The sequence below is a fragment of the Streptomyces sp. NPDC059875 genome (genome assembly GCF_042731085.1).
In the GTDB taxonomy this organism is placed as follows: Bacteria; Actinomycetota; Actinomycetes; order Streptomycetales; family Streptomycetaceae; genus Streptomyces.
Map to the genome: position 1 here is coordinate 53,120 of NZ_JBHWJZ010000037.1, position 12,505 is coordinate 65,624.

The 12,505-nt window shown below is 72.0% G+C and carries 15 protein-coding genes; 8 read left to right on the forward strand and 7 right to left on the reverse strand.

All coding sequences use genetic code 11. The features are described from left to right. Positions 1–66 precede the first annotated feature (66 nt). Entirely contained in the window at positions 67–672 is a 606-nt protein-coding gene (locus ACFV9D_RS32670) for an isochorismatase family protein (RefSeq protein WP_385154359.1), read from the reverse strand. A gap of 818 nt (positions 673–1,490) precedes the next feature. Here ACFV9D_RS32670 and ACFV9D_RS32675 point away from each other — a divergent pair. Together ACFV9D_RS32675 and ACFV9D_RS32680 are read left to right on the forward strand one after the other, a co-directional pair. After that, on the forward strand, positions 1,491–3,260 hold the full coding sequence (locus ACFV9D_RS32675) for an ATP-binding cassette domain-containing protein (RefSeq protein ID WP_385154413.1): 1,770 nt from the start codon (positions 1,491–1,493) through the stop codon (positions 3,258–3,260). A 149-nt stretch (positions 3,261–3,409) separates the two neighbouring features. Beyond that, positions 3,410–4,744 carry a cytochrome P450 gene (locus ACFV9D_RS32680; RefSeq protein ID WP_385154362.1) on the forward strand — a complete coding sequence of 445 codons (1,335 nt, stop codon included), beginning with the start codon at positions 3,410–3,412 and terminating at the stop codon, positions 4,742–4,744. 41 nt (positions 4,745–4,785) lie between these two features. On the opposite strand, the gene ACFV9D_RS32685 is transcribed toward ACFV9D_RS32680, so the two are convergent. From ACFV9D_RS32685 to ACFV9D_RS32695, 3 genes are all read right to left on the reverse strand, one after another. Continuing rightward, positions 4,786–5,430 (reverse strand): dihydrofolate reductase family protein, encoded by a 645-nt coding sequence (locus ACFV9D_RS32685; protein ID WP_385154365.1) that lies wholly within the window; start codon positions 5,428–5,430, stop codon positions 4,786–4,788. An 87-nt stretch (positions 5,431–5,517) separates the two neighbouring features. Next, the gene (locus tag ACFV9D_RS32690; RefSeq protein WP_385154368.1) at positions 5,518–6,165 is read right to left on the reverse strand and encodes a permease prefix domain 1-containing protein; all 648 of its coding nucleotides are present in this window, start codon (positions 6,163–6,165) and stop codon (positions 5,518–5,520) included. Then, a complete protein-coding gene (locus ACFV9D_RS32695) occupies positions 6,162–6,503 on the reverse strand; it encodes a PadR family transcriptional regulator (RefSeq protein ID WP_385154371.1) in 342 nt (113 codons plus the stop codon). The genes ACFV9D_RS32690 and ACFV9D_RS32695 overlap by 4 nt, the downstream gene beginning before the upstream one ends. Positions 6,504–6,585: 82 nt before the next feature. On the opposite strand from ACFV9D_RS32695, the gene ACFV9D_RS32700 reads away from it, so the two are divergent. Genes ACFV9D_RS32700 through ACFV9D_RS32710 form a run of 3 tightly spaced genes read left to right on the forward strand, consistent with a single transcriptional unit; the run spans position 6,586 to position 7,887 of the window. Next, on the forward strand, positions 6,586–7,077 hold the full coding sequence (locus ACFV9D_RS32700) for a hypothetical protein (RefSeq protein WP_385154374.1): 492 nt from the start codon (positions 6,586–6,588) through the stop codon (positions 7,075–7,077). 5 nt (positions 7,078–7,082) lie between these two features. Further along, positions 7,083–7,334, forward strand: a complete 252-nt coding sequence (locus ACFV9D_RS32705) for a hypothetical protein (RefSeq protein ID WP_385154377.1) — start codon at positions 7,083–7,085, stop codon at positions 7,332–7,334. Between the two features lie 55 nt (positions 7,335–7,389). Next, positions 7,390–7,887: an NUDIX hydrolase gene (locus ACFV9D_RS32710; RefSeq protein WP_385154380.1), complete on the forward strand. Its 498-nt coding sequence runs from the start codon at positions 7,390–7,392 to the stop codon at positions 7,885–7,887. Between the two features lie 27 nt (positions 7,888–7,914). Here ACFV9D_RS32710 and ACFV9D_RS32715 read toward each other — a convergent pair whose 3' ends face one another. Beyond that, the gene (locus ACFV9D_RS32715; RefSeq protein ID WP_385154383.1) at positions 7,915–8,577 is read right to left on the reverse strand and encodes a class I SAM-dependent methyltransferase; all 663 of its coding nucleotides are present in this window, start codon (positions 8,575–8,577) and stop codon (positions 7,915–7,917) included. A gap of 123 nt (positions 8,578–8,700) precedes the next feature. Between ACFV9D_RS32715 and ACFV9D_RS32720 the strand changes: the two genes are divergently transcribed. Further along, on the forward strand, positions 8,701–9,492 hold the full coding sequence (locus ACFV9D_RS32720; RefSeq protein WP_385154386.1) for an SGNH/GDSL hydrolase family protein: 792 nt from the start codon (positions 8,701–8,703) through the stop codon (positions 9,490–9,492). Positions 9,493–9,498: 6 nt separating this feature from the next. Here the strand turns inward: ACFV9D_RS32720 and ACFV9D_RS32725 are convergent, their stop codons facing one another. Beyond that, entirely contained in the window at positions 9,499–9,903 is a 405-nt protein-coding gene (locus tag ACFV9D_RS32725) for a DUF5997 family protein (protein ID WP_385154389.1), read from the reverse strand. A 57-nt stretch (positions 9,904–9,960) separates the two neighbouring features. On the opposite strand from ACFV9D_RS32725, the gene ACFV9D_RS32730 reads away from it, so the two are divergent. Further along, on the forward strand, positions 9,961–10,725 hold the full coding sequence (locus ACFV9D_RS32730; RefSeq protein ID WP_385154392.1) for a LysR family substrate-binding domain-containing protein: 765 nt from the start codon (positions 9,961–9,963) through the stop codon (positions 10,723–10,725). Positions 10,726–10,804: 79 nt separating this feature from the next. Next, entirely contained in the window at positions 10,805–11,803 is a 999-nt protein-coding gene (locus tag ACFV9D_RS32735) for an MBL fold metallo-hydrolase (RefSeq protein ID WP_385154395.1), read from the forward strand. A 3-nt stretch (positions 11,804–11,806) separates the two neighbouring features. On the opposite strand, the gene ACFV9D_RS32740 is transcribed toward ACFV9D_RS32735, so the two are convergent. Beyond that, complete coding sequence (locus ACFV9D_RS32740) at positions 11,807–12,448, reverse strand: class I SAM-dependent methyltransferase (protein ID WP_385154398.1); 642 nt, start codon at positions 12,446–12,448, stop codon at positions 11,807–11,809. Positions 12,449–12,505: the final 57 nt, after the last annotated feature.

Below are 12,505 nucleotides of genomic sequence, written 5' to 3' on the forward strand. Positions count from 1 at the left end.
CTGCGGTACGGAATCGGGTGAAGGGAACGACGTGTTCGGAGTCGTTCACGGCGCGACGCTATGGCTTCACATCGATGAGAAGGTCAAGCCGTCAGGAGCCTCGTCCGCTCCGCGAGGCGGAGCGGTGAACGTGACGTCCGAGGCGGGAGCGGTGACCTCGGCCTCCCTGCTCAACGCCCACGCCGCGACCCGCGAGACGGTGGCGGCCGGGATCTCGCCGCTGATGCCGGGTGCGGCCGGGATGTCGTGCGTCGCGTGGGCGTCGTACGGGAGGACGACGCGGTAGCCCAGTGCCAGGGCCGTGCGGGCCGTCGCCTGGACGCACATCTCCGACATCAGTCCGCAGACGGCGAGCGACCGCACCCCCGATGCGGTCAACAGGCCGCCCAGCGGCGTCCCTTCGAAGCTGTCGTCCCTGAGCTTGCGGATCACGACCTCCGTCGGGCCGGGGTCGATCGGGTGGTGGAGTGCCCAGCCGGGTGTGTGGGGTTCATCGTCGGCCCCGGCAGGCCCGTCGTTCTGCACATGGACGACGAGCGCTCCGCTCCGTCGGGCCCGTGTGATCAGGTCGGCCGTCCGGTCCAGGAGCCGGTCGGCCTGCGGCACGGCGTTGGCGCCGGCGACGGAGGCCGACTGCACGTCCACGACCAGCAGTGCCTGTACGGGATTCATGGGATCGATCATGCCGCCATCATGGCCTCGCGACCGGTTCCCCTCCACGGAATTGGCATGAGCGCATCCGGCCCGCTGCGGCATGATGTCCGCCATGAGCGATGCCGTGAATCGACGTACCGGCGCGGGAACGCCCGACTGGGTGACCCTCTTCAGCTTCGAGAACGTCCCCGGCTGCCCTCGGCCGGGGCACCTCATGGCGGTTTGACTGCGCGACCGCGGGGTCGACTGGCCCCTCTTCGACGATGCCGACATCAGGATCGACCTCATGTGCGGAGTGCGTGCGGACGGGCGCTGGCACGGAACGATCGAGGTGAACATCCGCGCCGAGGCGATGCGGCGGTACGGACTCCATCCTGATCAGCCGACGTCTGCGGCGGCCGACCCCTTGCCTCCGAGCTGGTGGGGTCCGTGGGCGCGCTGAGGGACGGGGAATCGGTCCGGTCGGTCGGCAATCCCATCCGTCACATGCGTATCGACGTCGGCGTTTCGGCCACCGCGCGGCTCGGCGTCGGTCCGCTCGCCCCAAGGGTGGATGCACCCCACATCCGACGTCGGGCATACCCCCACGCGGAATCCACTCCGGCTTGAACACATGTGTTCGATATCCGTGCGCTCGTCGTTGACCCGGTGACCCACGCCGAAGAGGCGCCGACGACCGTGCAGGAGCCACGCAGTTGACCTCATCCGAGACCACCGACACACAGGCCGCGACATCACCGGCGACACCCGTACCGCCGTCCCCTCCGCCGCCCGCCGAGATCACGTACACGGGGGAATACTCCGTGAACCCCCTCGGCGACGTCACCTTCCGGGCGATGTGCGCCCGGCTCCCCGCCGTCCTCCGGCGCATCACCGCGATGTCCTGGGCCGTGGACCGCGGGGCCGTCCTGCTGCTCCTCGCCTGTCAGCTCGTCACGGGTGTGGCGGCCGCTGTGCTGCTGAGCGCCACGGCCGGTGCCATGGGCCCGATCCTGGGCGGTGGGGCCGTCGCCGGGCGGCTGCGGGACGCACTGCCCGCGCTGCTCGTCGTGGCCGCTGCGACCGCCGTCGCCCGCGGGGCGGGCGCCCTCGCCACGTACGCGGAGCGACGGATCACGCCCAAGCTGACGACCGTGACGGACTCCGCCCTGGTGGAGGCGGTCTGCCGCGTCGAGGCGGCTGCCTACGCGGTGGACGGGTTCGCCGACCGTCAGGAGGCCGCGGAGATGGGGGTGATCCGTACGCATGTGATGGTCACCGACGCCCAGCGCTTCATGTCCGCCCTGATCAGGATGGTCACCGCGGCCGGGGTGCTGTCGGTGCTCAACGTGCTGATGTTGCCCCTGCTCCTCCTCGCGGTGCTCCCGGCCGGCGTGGGCGCGGTGCTCACCGCGCGCGTCGACTACGAGATCCACTACGCCAACATCGCCGACCGCAACGTGCGGGGCATGATGCGCTGGTGGTCGACGACCTCGAAGTACGCCGACGAGGTCCGCGCCAACGGCATGACCGACTACCTGCTGTTCTGGTACCGGTCGCTCTCCGACCGGGTCGACCGGCGTACGCTCGCCGCCGCCCCTCGGACGCTGCGGATCGCCCTGCTGTCCTCGCTCGCCGGCGGGGTGTTCCTCGTCGCCACCTGGGCGGCCCTCGCCTGGCTCGCCGTCACGGGCCGGATCGCGCTCGCCGTCGCCGCGACCGCCGTCGTCGCCGTCCAGACGACCCTGGCCGCGCTGTCGCAGGTCGTCGTCAACGGTGCCGCGGTCTTCCACACCAGCCTGTACCTGAGCGACATGCAGGCGTTTCTCGACGACGCCGGCCGCCGGGCGCCCCGGCGCGGCGAGCTCGCCGTCGCCGCGCCCGTGGAGGAGATCCGGCTGGAGGAGGTCTCCTACCGGTACCCGGGGAAGGAGAAGCCGGCCGTGGAAGGTCTCTCGCTGACGCTGCGGCGCGGGGAGATCCTCGCGATCGTCGGGGTGAACGGCTCCGGGAAGAGCACCCTGACCCGTCTGATCACCGGGATCTACCTGGCCGACAAGGGCCGGGTGACCTGGAACGGCGCCGACCTCACCACCGTCGATCCGGCGAGTGTCTGGGACCGTACCGGCCTGGTACCGCAGATCTTCGCCCAGTGGCCCCTGCGGGTCCGCGAGAACGTGACGCTGGGCCAGCCGCGCACGGTCGACGACGGACCGGTGTGGGAGGCGGTCGACACGGTCGGCATGAAGCAGGCCGTGGAGGAGCTGCCGAAGGGCCTCGACACCCTGCTCGCCCGGGAGGTGTTCGGAGGCGTGGAGCTCTCCGGCGGCCAGTGGCAGCGCCTCGCCTGCTCCCGCGCGCTGTACCGGCGCCCGGACCTGCTGATCCTCGACGAGCCCACGTCGCAGATGGACCCGCGCGGCGAGCACGGCATCTTCGAGGGCATCAAGGCCATCGCCGGGGACCGCATCACGATCGTGGTGACGCACCGATTGGAGAACACCCGGATCGCCGACCGCGTCATCTGCATGGAGAACGGCCGGATCACCGAACAGGGCAGTTACGACGACCTCGTTCACGCCGGCGGCCTCTTCGCCGAACTTCTCGCGCTCTCTCAGGACCGCTGAGCGTCTGTGTAGGAGGCGGGGTGGGGCGGGCGCGGATCGCTGGTCGGCGCCCACCCGTGCGAAACCTCCTCTGGCCTGCGAGGATTCCGACGTGATCCCCCGCACACACCGGCCGGTAGGTGCCGTGGCGCGTGCTAGCGTCCGCGACCGTGACATCCGCCGTCGGCGGGCCGCCCGGGCCCGCGCTCCCTACGGGTCCGGCCGGCCCCTGCCCGTACGGCGGGGCGACCGGCGCCGCCTCCCTTCCGCCGCTCGGGGCACTCGGGGCGCTCGACCTGTTCGGTGAGGGTTTCGTCCGCGACCCGTACCCCTGGCTCGACGTCCTTCGGACCGAAGCCCCGGTGCATCACGATCCCGCGACCGGGCTGTGGCTGGTCAGCCGTTACGACGACATCCGCCGGGTGCTGCTGGATCCGGCGACGTTCCGGCCGGACAACGCGCAGCACGCGGTCACGCCGCTGGGCGTTCCCGCTCTCCGGGTGCTCGCCCGGGCGGGCTTCCGGGTCCGTCCCGCCCTGGCCAACAACGGGAGCGCGAGCCACGCCGGACTGCGCCGGGTCGTCACCCGCTTCTTCAACGCCCAGCGGGTCGCGGCGGCGGTGCCGGTGATCGAGCGGGTCGCCGGCGAGCTGCTCGACACCGTGCGGACCGAGATCGACGCCACCGGCGGCAGCGACCTCTTCGGCGCTTTCGCCCACACCCTGCCCTGCCGGGTCATGATGGAGCTGCTCGGCATCGACGGCCTGGACACCACGACCCTGGTCCGCTGGAGCGACGCCTCGCTGGAGCTGTTCTGGGGCCGCCCGACGGCCGAGCGGCAGCTCGAACTCGCCGCCCTCGTCGCCGAGTTCCACCGGTGGCTCACCGCGGTCGTGGCCGATCGGTCGGCGCCGGCGGACAGTTTCGTCGGAGCGCTGGTCCGCCACCTTCTGCCCGACGGGGAGCTGCTGGACCTGCAGACCGCGGTCGGCGCGTGCTTCTTCGTGTTCGTCGCCGGACAGTCGACGACCGGCCAGCTCATCGCCACCGTCCTGCGCACCGCGCTCGCCGAGCCGGGCGTCTGGGCGCGGGCCGCACACGAGGAGGGCCTGGCGCGGGCGTGGGTGGAGGAGGTGCTGCGCCGTGAGCCGCCCGTCACCACCTGGCGCCGTGTCACCGAGCAGCCGGTGGAGCTGGGCGGGGTACGACTCCCGGCGGGTGCCCAGCTGTTGCTGATGCTCATGGGCAGCGGCTCCGACCCCGAGGTCTTCGCCGCCCCGGCGGAGATGCGTCCGCACCGCCCCAACTCCCGTCACCATCTGGCGTTCGGCGTGGGCCGCCACCGCTGCCCAGGAGCGTCACTGGCCCGTACGGAGGCGGCCGTCGCCCTCGGCGCGGCAGCCCGCCGCTTCCCCACCCTCCAACTCGATACCGAAGCCCCTCCCCCGCCCGTCCTCGACCTGCTCTCGTTCCGCGCCCCGCTCCAGGTCCCGGTCTCGCCCTGAGCGCTCGAGGCGTCGGCCGCGGTCCCGACAGCCGCGGCCGGTCACTTCCGCCAGAACAGGTGATGCGTCACCCCGCTCGGGCTCGGCACGACCTCGAGGTGGAAGCGGTCGAGCAGCTCGTCGGGTGACTCCCAGAGACGTACCCCGGATCCGATTTTCACCTTGGACACCGCCACGTGCAGGGTGTCGACGAGGTCGGCGTCGAGGAACTCCCTGATGGTGGTGGCTCCGCCACCGAGTCGGACGTCCTTGCCCTGCGCCGCTTCACGCGCCTGTTCGAGGACCGTGGCGGGGTCGCCGTCGGTGAAGTGGAACGTGGTGTCGGAGAGCGTGAACGAAGGGCGTTTGTGGTGGGTCATGACGAACACCGGGGTGTGGAACGGGGGCTCGTCACCCCACCAGCCGCGCCAGTCGTGGTCCTGCCAGGGGCCACGCTGGGGCCCGAACTTGTTACGACCCATGATCTCGGCGCCGATGTTGCAGGCGAAGTCACGCGTGAAGTAGTCGTCGAGACCGCGGCTGCCCCCGGGGTCGGTCCGGTTGGGCCAGCTCGCCGTGGCGCCGGCCCAGGCGAACAGGTCCCCGGGATCGGCGTGGCCGAACGGCCTCTCCAGGCTCTGGTGCTCACCGGCACCGAAGCCGTCGCTCGAGACGGTGAAGTTCTGGACTCTCAGCAGCTGACCCACGAGTTCCTCCTGCGCTGTCGTCGACAGGAGTGAGACTGCCCGGGCCGCCCCCGCGAAAGCGACCACCGACACGGCGAGGCTGCCCGATCAAGCCGACAATCGGGCACATCGGCGGCACGCGCGGGCGGAGGGCGCCGTCAGGGCGTGCGACGCCGCCGTGAGTGCGCAGGCCAAGGCGATCAGCGGCCAGTTCGCGGCCATGAGCGCGGCGACGGCGAGCGTCAGCGTGGCCAGCGCCATGGCGATGCTCGCGGTGGTGCCCGTCCATGCGACGACGAGGGGCAGTCGCTGTGGGGTGGGCAGCCGGCGGGCGAAGGTGCCCGAGGCTGCCAGCGTGCCCGCGGCGAGGAGTGCGGCGACGCCCGCGACCCCGGCGAGATGGACGGCGAGGAGCTGGCCGGTTCCGGTGCCGCTGCTGAAGAGCGTGTACCAGCAGGCGAGCAGGAAGGGGGCGGTGAGGACGACGGACCGGGCGGTATGCCGGGCCTGGGCGATGGTCAGTTCGCGCTGGCAGCCGGGTGCGAGCTCGTCGGGGCTCCCGAACTCCCGTACCGCCTGCCGGACGGCCTCGTCGTAGGGCGTTCCCTCGCGCGTGTACGCCTCCGCGGTGTCGGCGAGCCCGTCGCGCATCTCCTCGATCAGGCGCGCCTTGGCCCGGGCCGGGCCGTGCAGGGCGTCCGCCAGGTCCGCGGCGTACTCCTCGACGGGGTCGCCCGGGCGACCGGCGGCGCTCACGTGGCGGGCCGGGGAGAGACGGTGGGGTTCAGGACGGAGCCGATCGCCGTCGTGAACTCGCGCCAGGCCGTGCGCTCGCTCGCCAGAGCGCCGCGGCCCGCGTCGGTGAGCGCGTAACAGCGCCGGCGGCGTTCGCCGACCGAGTCCCAGCTGCTGCTCAGCAGTCCGATCCGCTCCAGCCGGTTGAGTGCCGGGTAGATCGTGCCCGTCCGCAGATCGAGTACGCCGCCGCTGCGCTGCTGGACGGCGGCGATGATCGCGTAGCCGTGCAGCGGCCCTTGCTCCAGCACGGCCAGCAGGAGTCCGTCCAGGTGCCCTCGCACCGCATCCGCCCTCATAGGTAGGCAGCCTACTCAATGAAGCCGTAGGCGTGCTATCTATTGGCAGCCAACATATTGAGAACGGCCGGAGGGGCCCTCAGTGACCAAGCTGCTGCTGTCCATACACGTACTCGCGGCGATTCTGGTGGTCGGACCGATCGCCGTGGCCGCCTCGCTCTTTCCCCGCTATGCGCGGCAGGCCGCGCCCGGGGGCGGCGCAGACGGGGACGCCGACGGCTTGACCCGGGCCTCCTCCGTCGCCGCCGTTCTGCACCGGATCTGCCGCGGGTACGCCGTCGCCGGTGTCGCCGTCCCGGTCTTCGGGCTCGCGACCGCCATCCAGCTCGGCGTTCTCACCGACGCCTGGCTGGTCTCGTCACTGGTACTCACGGCGGTGGCCGCTGCCGTACTGGTGCTCGCGATCCTGCCCCGCCAGCAGCGGATGCTCTCGGGAGGCCCGGACCTGGCCGACGACGGCGCGCCGCACGCGCTCGCGGCGCGGCTGGCCATGCTCACTGGCATCTTCAATCTCCTCTGGGCGATCGTCGTCGTCCTCATGATCGTCCGGCCCGGCTCGACCACGGGAGCGTGACGAGCATGCGCGTCCTGCACGTCGCCGCCGCCGTCGAAGCGGCTTCGCTGGTGGCCCTGTTGGCCAACCTGCTCACTACACACACGCCTGTCGTCTCGAGCCTCGTCGGCCCGCTGCACGGCACCGCCTACCTCGTCGTCTTCGCCGTCACGTGGCAGGTCTCCGGGCCCGGCACGTCAGGCGCCCGCTGGGCCGCCGCCATCCCGGGCGTGGGCGGGCTGCTCGCTCTGCGCCGACTGCGGAACGGGGGCGCCTGAAGCGCATGATGTTGGCTGAGGGGTAACACACGCCCAGTCCGTACGAGGAGTCCTCATGCCCACCGCCGAGCAGCCGCCCACACCCCACCGCAACGTCCAGCCGCCCACCGCTCAGGCTTCGCTCGGTGCGGGCGTCGTGGTGACCGACGAGGCGGGGCGCGTGCTGCTCGGCCTGCACCCCACGGGCACGTGGGAGCTGCCGGGCGGCAAGGTGGATCCGGGCGAGTCCATCGAGGAGGCGGCGGTCCGTGAACTCGCCGAGGAGACCACGCTCGTGGCCGCCGCCGCCGACGTCGAGGTCATCGGAATCCTGCTCGACGCGCTCACCTCCCGGGACCTCACCCGGATGACGGCGGTGGCGGTCGTCCGCACCTTCCGCGGCACCCCGACCGTGGCGGAGCCGGACAAGATCCGGCGCTGGGAGTGGTCGCCGATCGATCGCCTCCCCCATCCGCTGTTCGCGCCGTCCGCCCAGGCACTGAAGACCTGGCGCCCGGAACTGCCCATCGAGGACGGCCCGTTCCACCGCTACGACGTCACACGGTCACGCTGATCCGCCGAACGGACCTCTCAGGCCGCCTCAGACCTCGGCGACCAGGGCGTATCGCTCGTCGTCCACCCGCTTGCCCCACAGGTCACTGTCCCCCTCTCCGTCCAGCTGCTCGATCCGCAGCCGGGAGGTGAGGGGGCGGACGGCCGCGGCCAGTTCCTCGGCTCCGATTCCGCCGTTCCACGGCAGCGATTCGGCTCCGGCAACGTACGGCACACCGCTCTGGCCCGACTCCCGCCACCGCCCCTCGACCAGGACCAGCCGGCCCCCTGGCCGCAGGCGGCCGACCCATTCACGGAGAGCGGCCTCTGGATCGGGGAGCGTCCAGAGGAGATGCCGGGACAGGGCGACGTCGAACCGCTGGTCTCCGGTCGGCGGCGCCATGGCATCCCCGGCGAGGAAACGGGCCGTCAGCTGGGCGGCCCCGAGTTTCGCGCGCGCCTGTTGCACCATCTTCGGCGCCAGGTCGACGCCGGTCACCCGATGCCCCGCCTCGGCCAGCAGCAGGGAGAGTGATCCCGTGCCGCAGCCGATGTCGAGGACGTCGGCCGGTTCGGACGGAATCCAGTCGCGCAGGTGCCGGGCCCAGGCCGCGCGGGTGCGGTCGGAGCGCAGGCCGTGGTCCGGTTCGTCGTCGAAGGCCGCCGCGGCGGCGTCCCAGTAGGCGGAGATCGAAGCAGTACGGTCGGTCATCTCGCGATCTTCCCAGGAGCCACTGACACTCCGTCCGGTGTCGGCCGCCACCTCGAGGCTATAGTCAACGCGTTGAATAGACGTCGTGTTGAATCAGCAGGCACACGGAGGAGCGAAGCGCTCATGTACAACGGTCCGTACGCGCGGTACGTCGCCCTGGGCGACAGTCAGACCGAAGGTCTCGGGGACGGGGACGACGTGACCGGGCTGCGCGGCTGCGCCGACCGGCTCGCGGAGCTGATCGGCGCCACCAGCCCCGGGCTGACCTACGCCAACCTGGCCGTGCGCGGAAGGCTCGCGGGGCAGGTGCGGGCCGAGCAGCTCGGGCCGGCCCTGGCACTGCGGCCGGATGTGGCGACCGTCGTCGCGGGGATGAACGACCTGCTCAGGCCCCGCTTCGACGCCGACGAGGTGGCGGGCCATCTGGAGGCGATGTTCGCCGAACTCACCGCCCAGGGCGCGAAGGTGGCCACCGTCACGTTCCCGGACGCCGCACGGCTCATTCCGCTCGCCCGGCCCCTCACGGCCCGCGTCACCGCTCTCAACGCCCGCATCCGGGAGGCGGCCGGCCGGCACGGCGTCGCCGTGGCCGAGACCTTCCCCCACCCCGTCGTCACCGATCCCCGCCTGTGGAGTCCGGACCGCCTCCACGCCGGCCCCCTGGGGCACGAGCGCATCGCCGCCGCAGTGGCCGATGCCCTGGAGCTGCCCGGCAGCAGCGACGCGTGGACCCACCCGCTGGCTGCGCGGGCGGACACGCCACCCACCGGGCCGCGAGCGGTCCTGGGCGAACTGCGATGGGCCGCGTCCTTCCTGGGCCCCTGGATCGGGCGGCGGCTGCGCGGCCGCTCCTCCGGGGACGGCCGCACGGCCAAGCGCCCCGAGCCTACGCCGGTCGGGGCTGCTCGCCCGTAGCCCGGGTCAGGAGCCCGAGCGGTCGGCCTTCGCCGCCTTCTCGGCCTGCTTCTCCTTGATCCGTGCCGCTTCCTTGCGGACCTCGGCCTGGGTGGCGCGCTCCTTGCGCAGCCACTCCGGGTCGTCCTGCTTCAGCGCCTCGATCTGCTCGGTGGTGAGGGCGTCGGTGATGCCGCCCCGTGCGAGGCCGGAGATGGAGATGCCGAGCTTCGCCGCGATCACCGGGCGGGGGTGCGGGCCATTGCGCCGCAGCTCGCGGAGCCACTCGGGCGGGTCGGTCTGCAGGGCGTTCAGCTCGGTGCGCGAGACGACACCCTCCTGGAACTCGGCGGGGGTGGCCTCGAGGTACACACCCAGCTTCTTCGCCGCGGTCGCGGGCTTCATCGTCTGGGTGGTCTGGTGCGACGTCATGTGTCAAGGGTATCGAGCGTGTGAGCTACCTCTGACCACGACCGGTAACCTGGCGGGGTGACTGGCCAGGAAGTACCCCCCTCGTTCCGGCTCGCCTACGTCCCGGGAGTGACGCCCACGAAGTGGGTGCGGGTCTGGCACGAGCGGCTGCCCGACGTTCCGCTGACCCTCGTCCAGGTGCCGGCCGCCGAGGCCTCCGCCCTGCTGCGGGACGGCGGCGCGGACGCGGGCCTGGTGCGCCTGCCGGTCGACCGTACGGACCTCAGCGCCATCCCTCTCTACACCGAGACGACCGTCGTCGTGATCCCCAAGGACCACGTCGTGGCGGCGGTCGACGAGGTGTCCCCCGAGGACCTGGCCGAGGAGATCGTGCTGCATCCGCTCGACGACACCCTCGACTGGGAGCGTCCGCCGGGGCTGCCGGCGCTCGAGCGCCCGGCCACGACGGCCGACGCGATCGAACTGGTCGCGGCCGGGGTGGGGCTGCTCGTCGTCCCCCAGTCGCTGGCCCGACTGCACCACCGCAAGGACCTCACGTACCGCCCGCTGTCGGACACCCCCGAGTCGCGTGTCGCCCTGTCGTGGCCGCAGGACGAGACGACGGATCTGGTGGAGCAGTTCATCGGGATCGTCCGCGGGCGGACCGTCAACAGCACCCGTGGCCGTCCCGCGACCCCGCCGCAGCCGAAGGCCAAGGCCAAGCGCCCCGAGAAGAGTGGCAGGCCCGGCGACAAGAGCCCGCGGGGCGGTTCCGGCGGCGCCAAGGGCTCGAAGAACGTCAAGCGCGCAAGCAAGCCCGGCAAGCCCCGCCGCAGGTCGTAGGCCTCAGAGCCATACGGCTATGGGGGCCACGGCGATCCGGTCTTGGACAGGCGGGCCGGTCGGCTGATCTTCTGGTGCCATGAACGACGACACGAACACGTACGCCCGGCGGACCATGCTGCGGGGCGCCGCGCTCGGCGCGGCCTTACCGCTCCTGCCCACCGCGGCCGCCCATGCCCGTGACCGCGCCCCCGCGTCAGCCCCCGCCACCGCCCCCGACCACGACTCCGCGTCGCTGCGCTGGCTGGGCACGGCCGGCTGGAGGATCGACGTGGGCTCCCGGACAGTGCTCTTCGACCCCTACCTCACCCGCTTCAAGACGGGACTCTTCGACCAGGCCTTCGACCCGGCCACGCCGATCAAGGAGACCGACGCCGGGCTGGTACGGGAGTTCGCCGGGCGTCCCGAGCTCATCCTGGTCAGCCACTCCCACTGGGACCACATCGCCGACGTCCCGTACATCGCCAAGACCACCGGCGCCCGCGTCGTGGGCACCGAGACCACGTTCCATCTGCTGGTCGCCTTCGGGGTGGATCCGCTCCAGATCTCCGTGGCCAAGGGCGGCGAGGTGCTGGACTTCGGCAACGGGCTCACGGTGGAGGTGGTGGCGAGCCTGCACAGCCGCAACAAGAAGCACGCCTACTTCGCGCCCGGCACCCTCACGGCGCCGCCCGCCACCGCCCCTGCGACCATCTCCGACCTGCCCGAGGGCGACACCCTCGCCTTCCAGGTCACGGCCGGCTCCGGTGGTCCCGCGCTGTTCCTCATGGGCGCCAGCGACATCGCCGAACGCTCGGCCGAAGGGCTGCGTCCCGACGTGGCGATGGTCGCGGTCCCCTCCAGCTCCGCGACCCACCGCTACGTGCCCCGGCTGCTGAAGGCCCTGGGGTACCCGCCGGTCGTGGTCCCGGTCCACTGGGACAACTTCGAGACGTCGTTGCGCGAGCCGGTGGTCCCCGACCCCGTGATGGACCTGTCCGGTCTCATCGGTCAGGTCCGCCGGGAGTCCCCCGCGAGTCGTGTCGTCGTACCCGACTACCGGACCGTGTACGGCGGTGACATGCGCCCCCGCCGCTGACCGTCACACGCGGCGGGCCAGGAGGTAGGCGCGGCGGGTGTCGGCCTCGTGGGCGTAGTGGCTGCGCTCCATCCGCATCTCCACGGTGAAGCCGGCGTCCTCCAGGGGTGCGACGACGGAGTCGGGCTCACGGAAGTGGAAGTCGACGTCCACATCGTGCCCCCACCACTCGTCCAGGTGCCGCGTCTCCTCGCCCACATGGAAGGCCACCAGGAGAAGCCCGGAGGGGCTCAGCACGCGCCGCGCCTCCTCGAAGGCCGCACGCAGCTCGCCCTGCGCGAGGTGGATGACCGAGTAGAAGGCGACGGCCGCCCCGAACTCGCCGTCCTCGGCCGGGAGGTCGAGCAGGTCGCCCTCCCGGAACTCCACCTCGGGATAGCGGCGGCGGCCGGCCTCGATCATGCCGGTGGACAGGTCGACGCCGACCGTCTTCGCTCCCTGCCCGGCGAGCCATGCGGCGACGTGCCCGGGACCGCAGCCCAGGTCGGCGACGACCGCTCCCGGCTCGGACTGCTCCAGGAGCGCGGCGAGCAGCGCCCGGTCGAGCGGCTTGCCCGCCAGCTCCTCATGCAGCCGGAGCGCGTACTCCTCGGCCACCGTGTCGTAGCTGTGCCGGACGGAGACGTGGTCGTGTGATTCCCCCATGGGGTGAGCATGCCACGCGGGGAACGCCGTCGCCCCTGTCTCTTATACACATCTCCG

Bases quoted from the DNA above. Each gene is read 5' to 3' on its own strand.
- ACFV9D_RS32670 (WP_385154359.1), bottom strand. From the start codon at position 672: ATGAATCCCGTACAGGCACTGCTGGTCGTGGACGTGCAGTCGGCCTCC.
- ACFV9D_RS32675 (WP_385154413.1), top strand. From the start codon at position 1,491: ATGTGCGCCCGGCTCCCCGCCGTCCTCCGGCGCATCACCGCGATGTCC.
- ACFV9D_RS32695 (WP_385154371.1), bottom strand. From the start codon at position 6,503: ATGAGGGCGGATGCGGTGCGAGGGCACCTGGACGGACTCCTGCTGGCC.
- ACFV9D_RS32705 (WP_385154377.1), top strand. From the start codon at position 7,083: ATGCGCGTCCTGCACGTCGCCGCCGCCGTCGAAGCGGCTTCGCTGGTG.
- ACFV9D_RS32710 (WP_385154380.1), top strand. From the start codon at position 7,390: ATGCCCACCGCCGAGCAGCCGCCCACACCCCACCGCAACGTCCAGCCG.
- ACFV9D_RS32715 (WP_385154383.1), bottom strand. From the start codon at position 8,577: ATGACCGACCGTACTGCTTCGATCTCCGCCTACTGGGACGCCGCCGCG.
- ACFV9D_RS32720 (WP_385154386.1), top strand. From the start codon at position 8,701: ATGTACAACGGTCCGTACGCGCGGTACGTCGCCCTGGGCGACAGTCAG.
- ACFV9D_RS32725 (WP_385154389.1), bottom strand. From the start codon at position 9,903: ATGACGTCGCACCAGACCACCCAGACGATGAAGCCCGCGACCGCGGCG.
- ACFV9D_RS32735 (WP_385154395.1), top strand. From the start codon at position 10,805: ATGAACGACGACACGAACACGTACGCCCGGCGGACCATGCTGCGGGGC.
- ACFV9D_RS32740 (WP_385154398.1), bottom strand. From the start codon at position 12,448: ATGGGGGAATCACACGACCACGTCTCCGTCCGGCACAGCTACGACACG.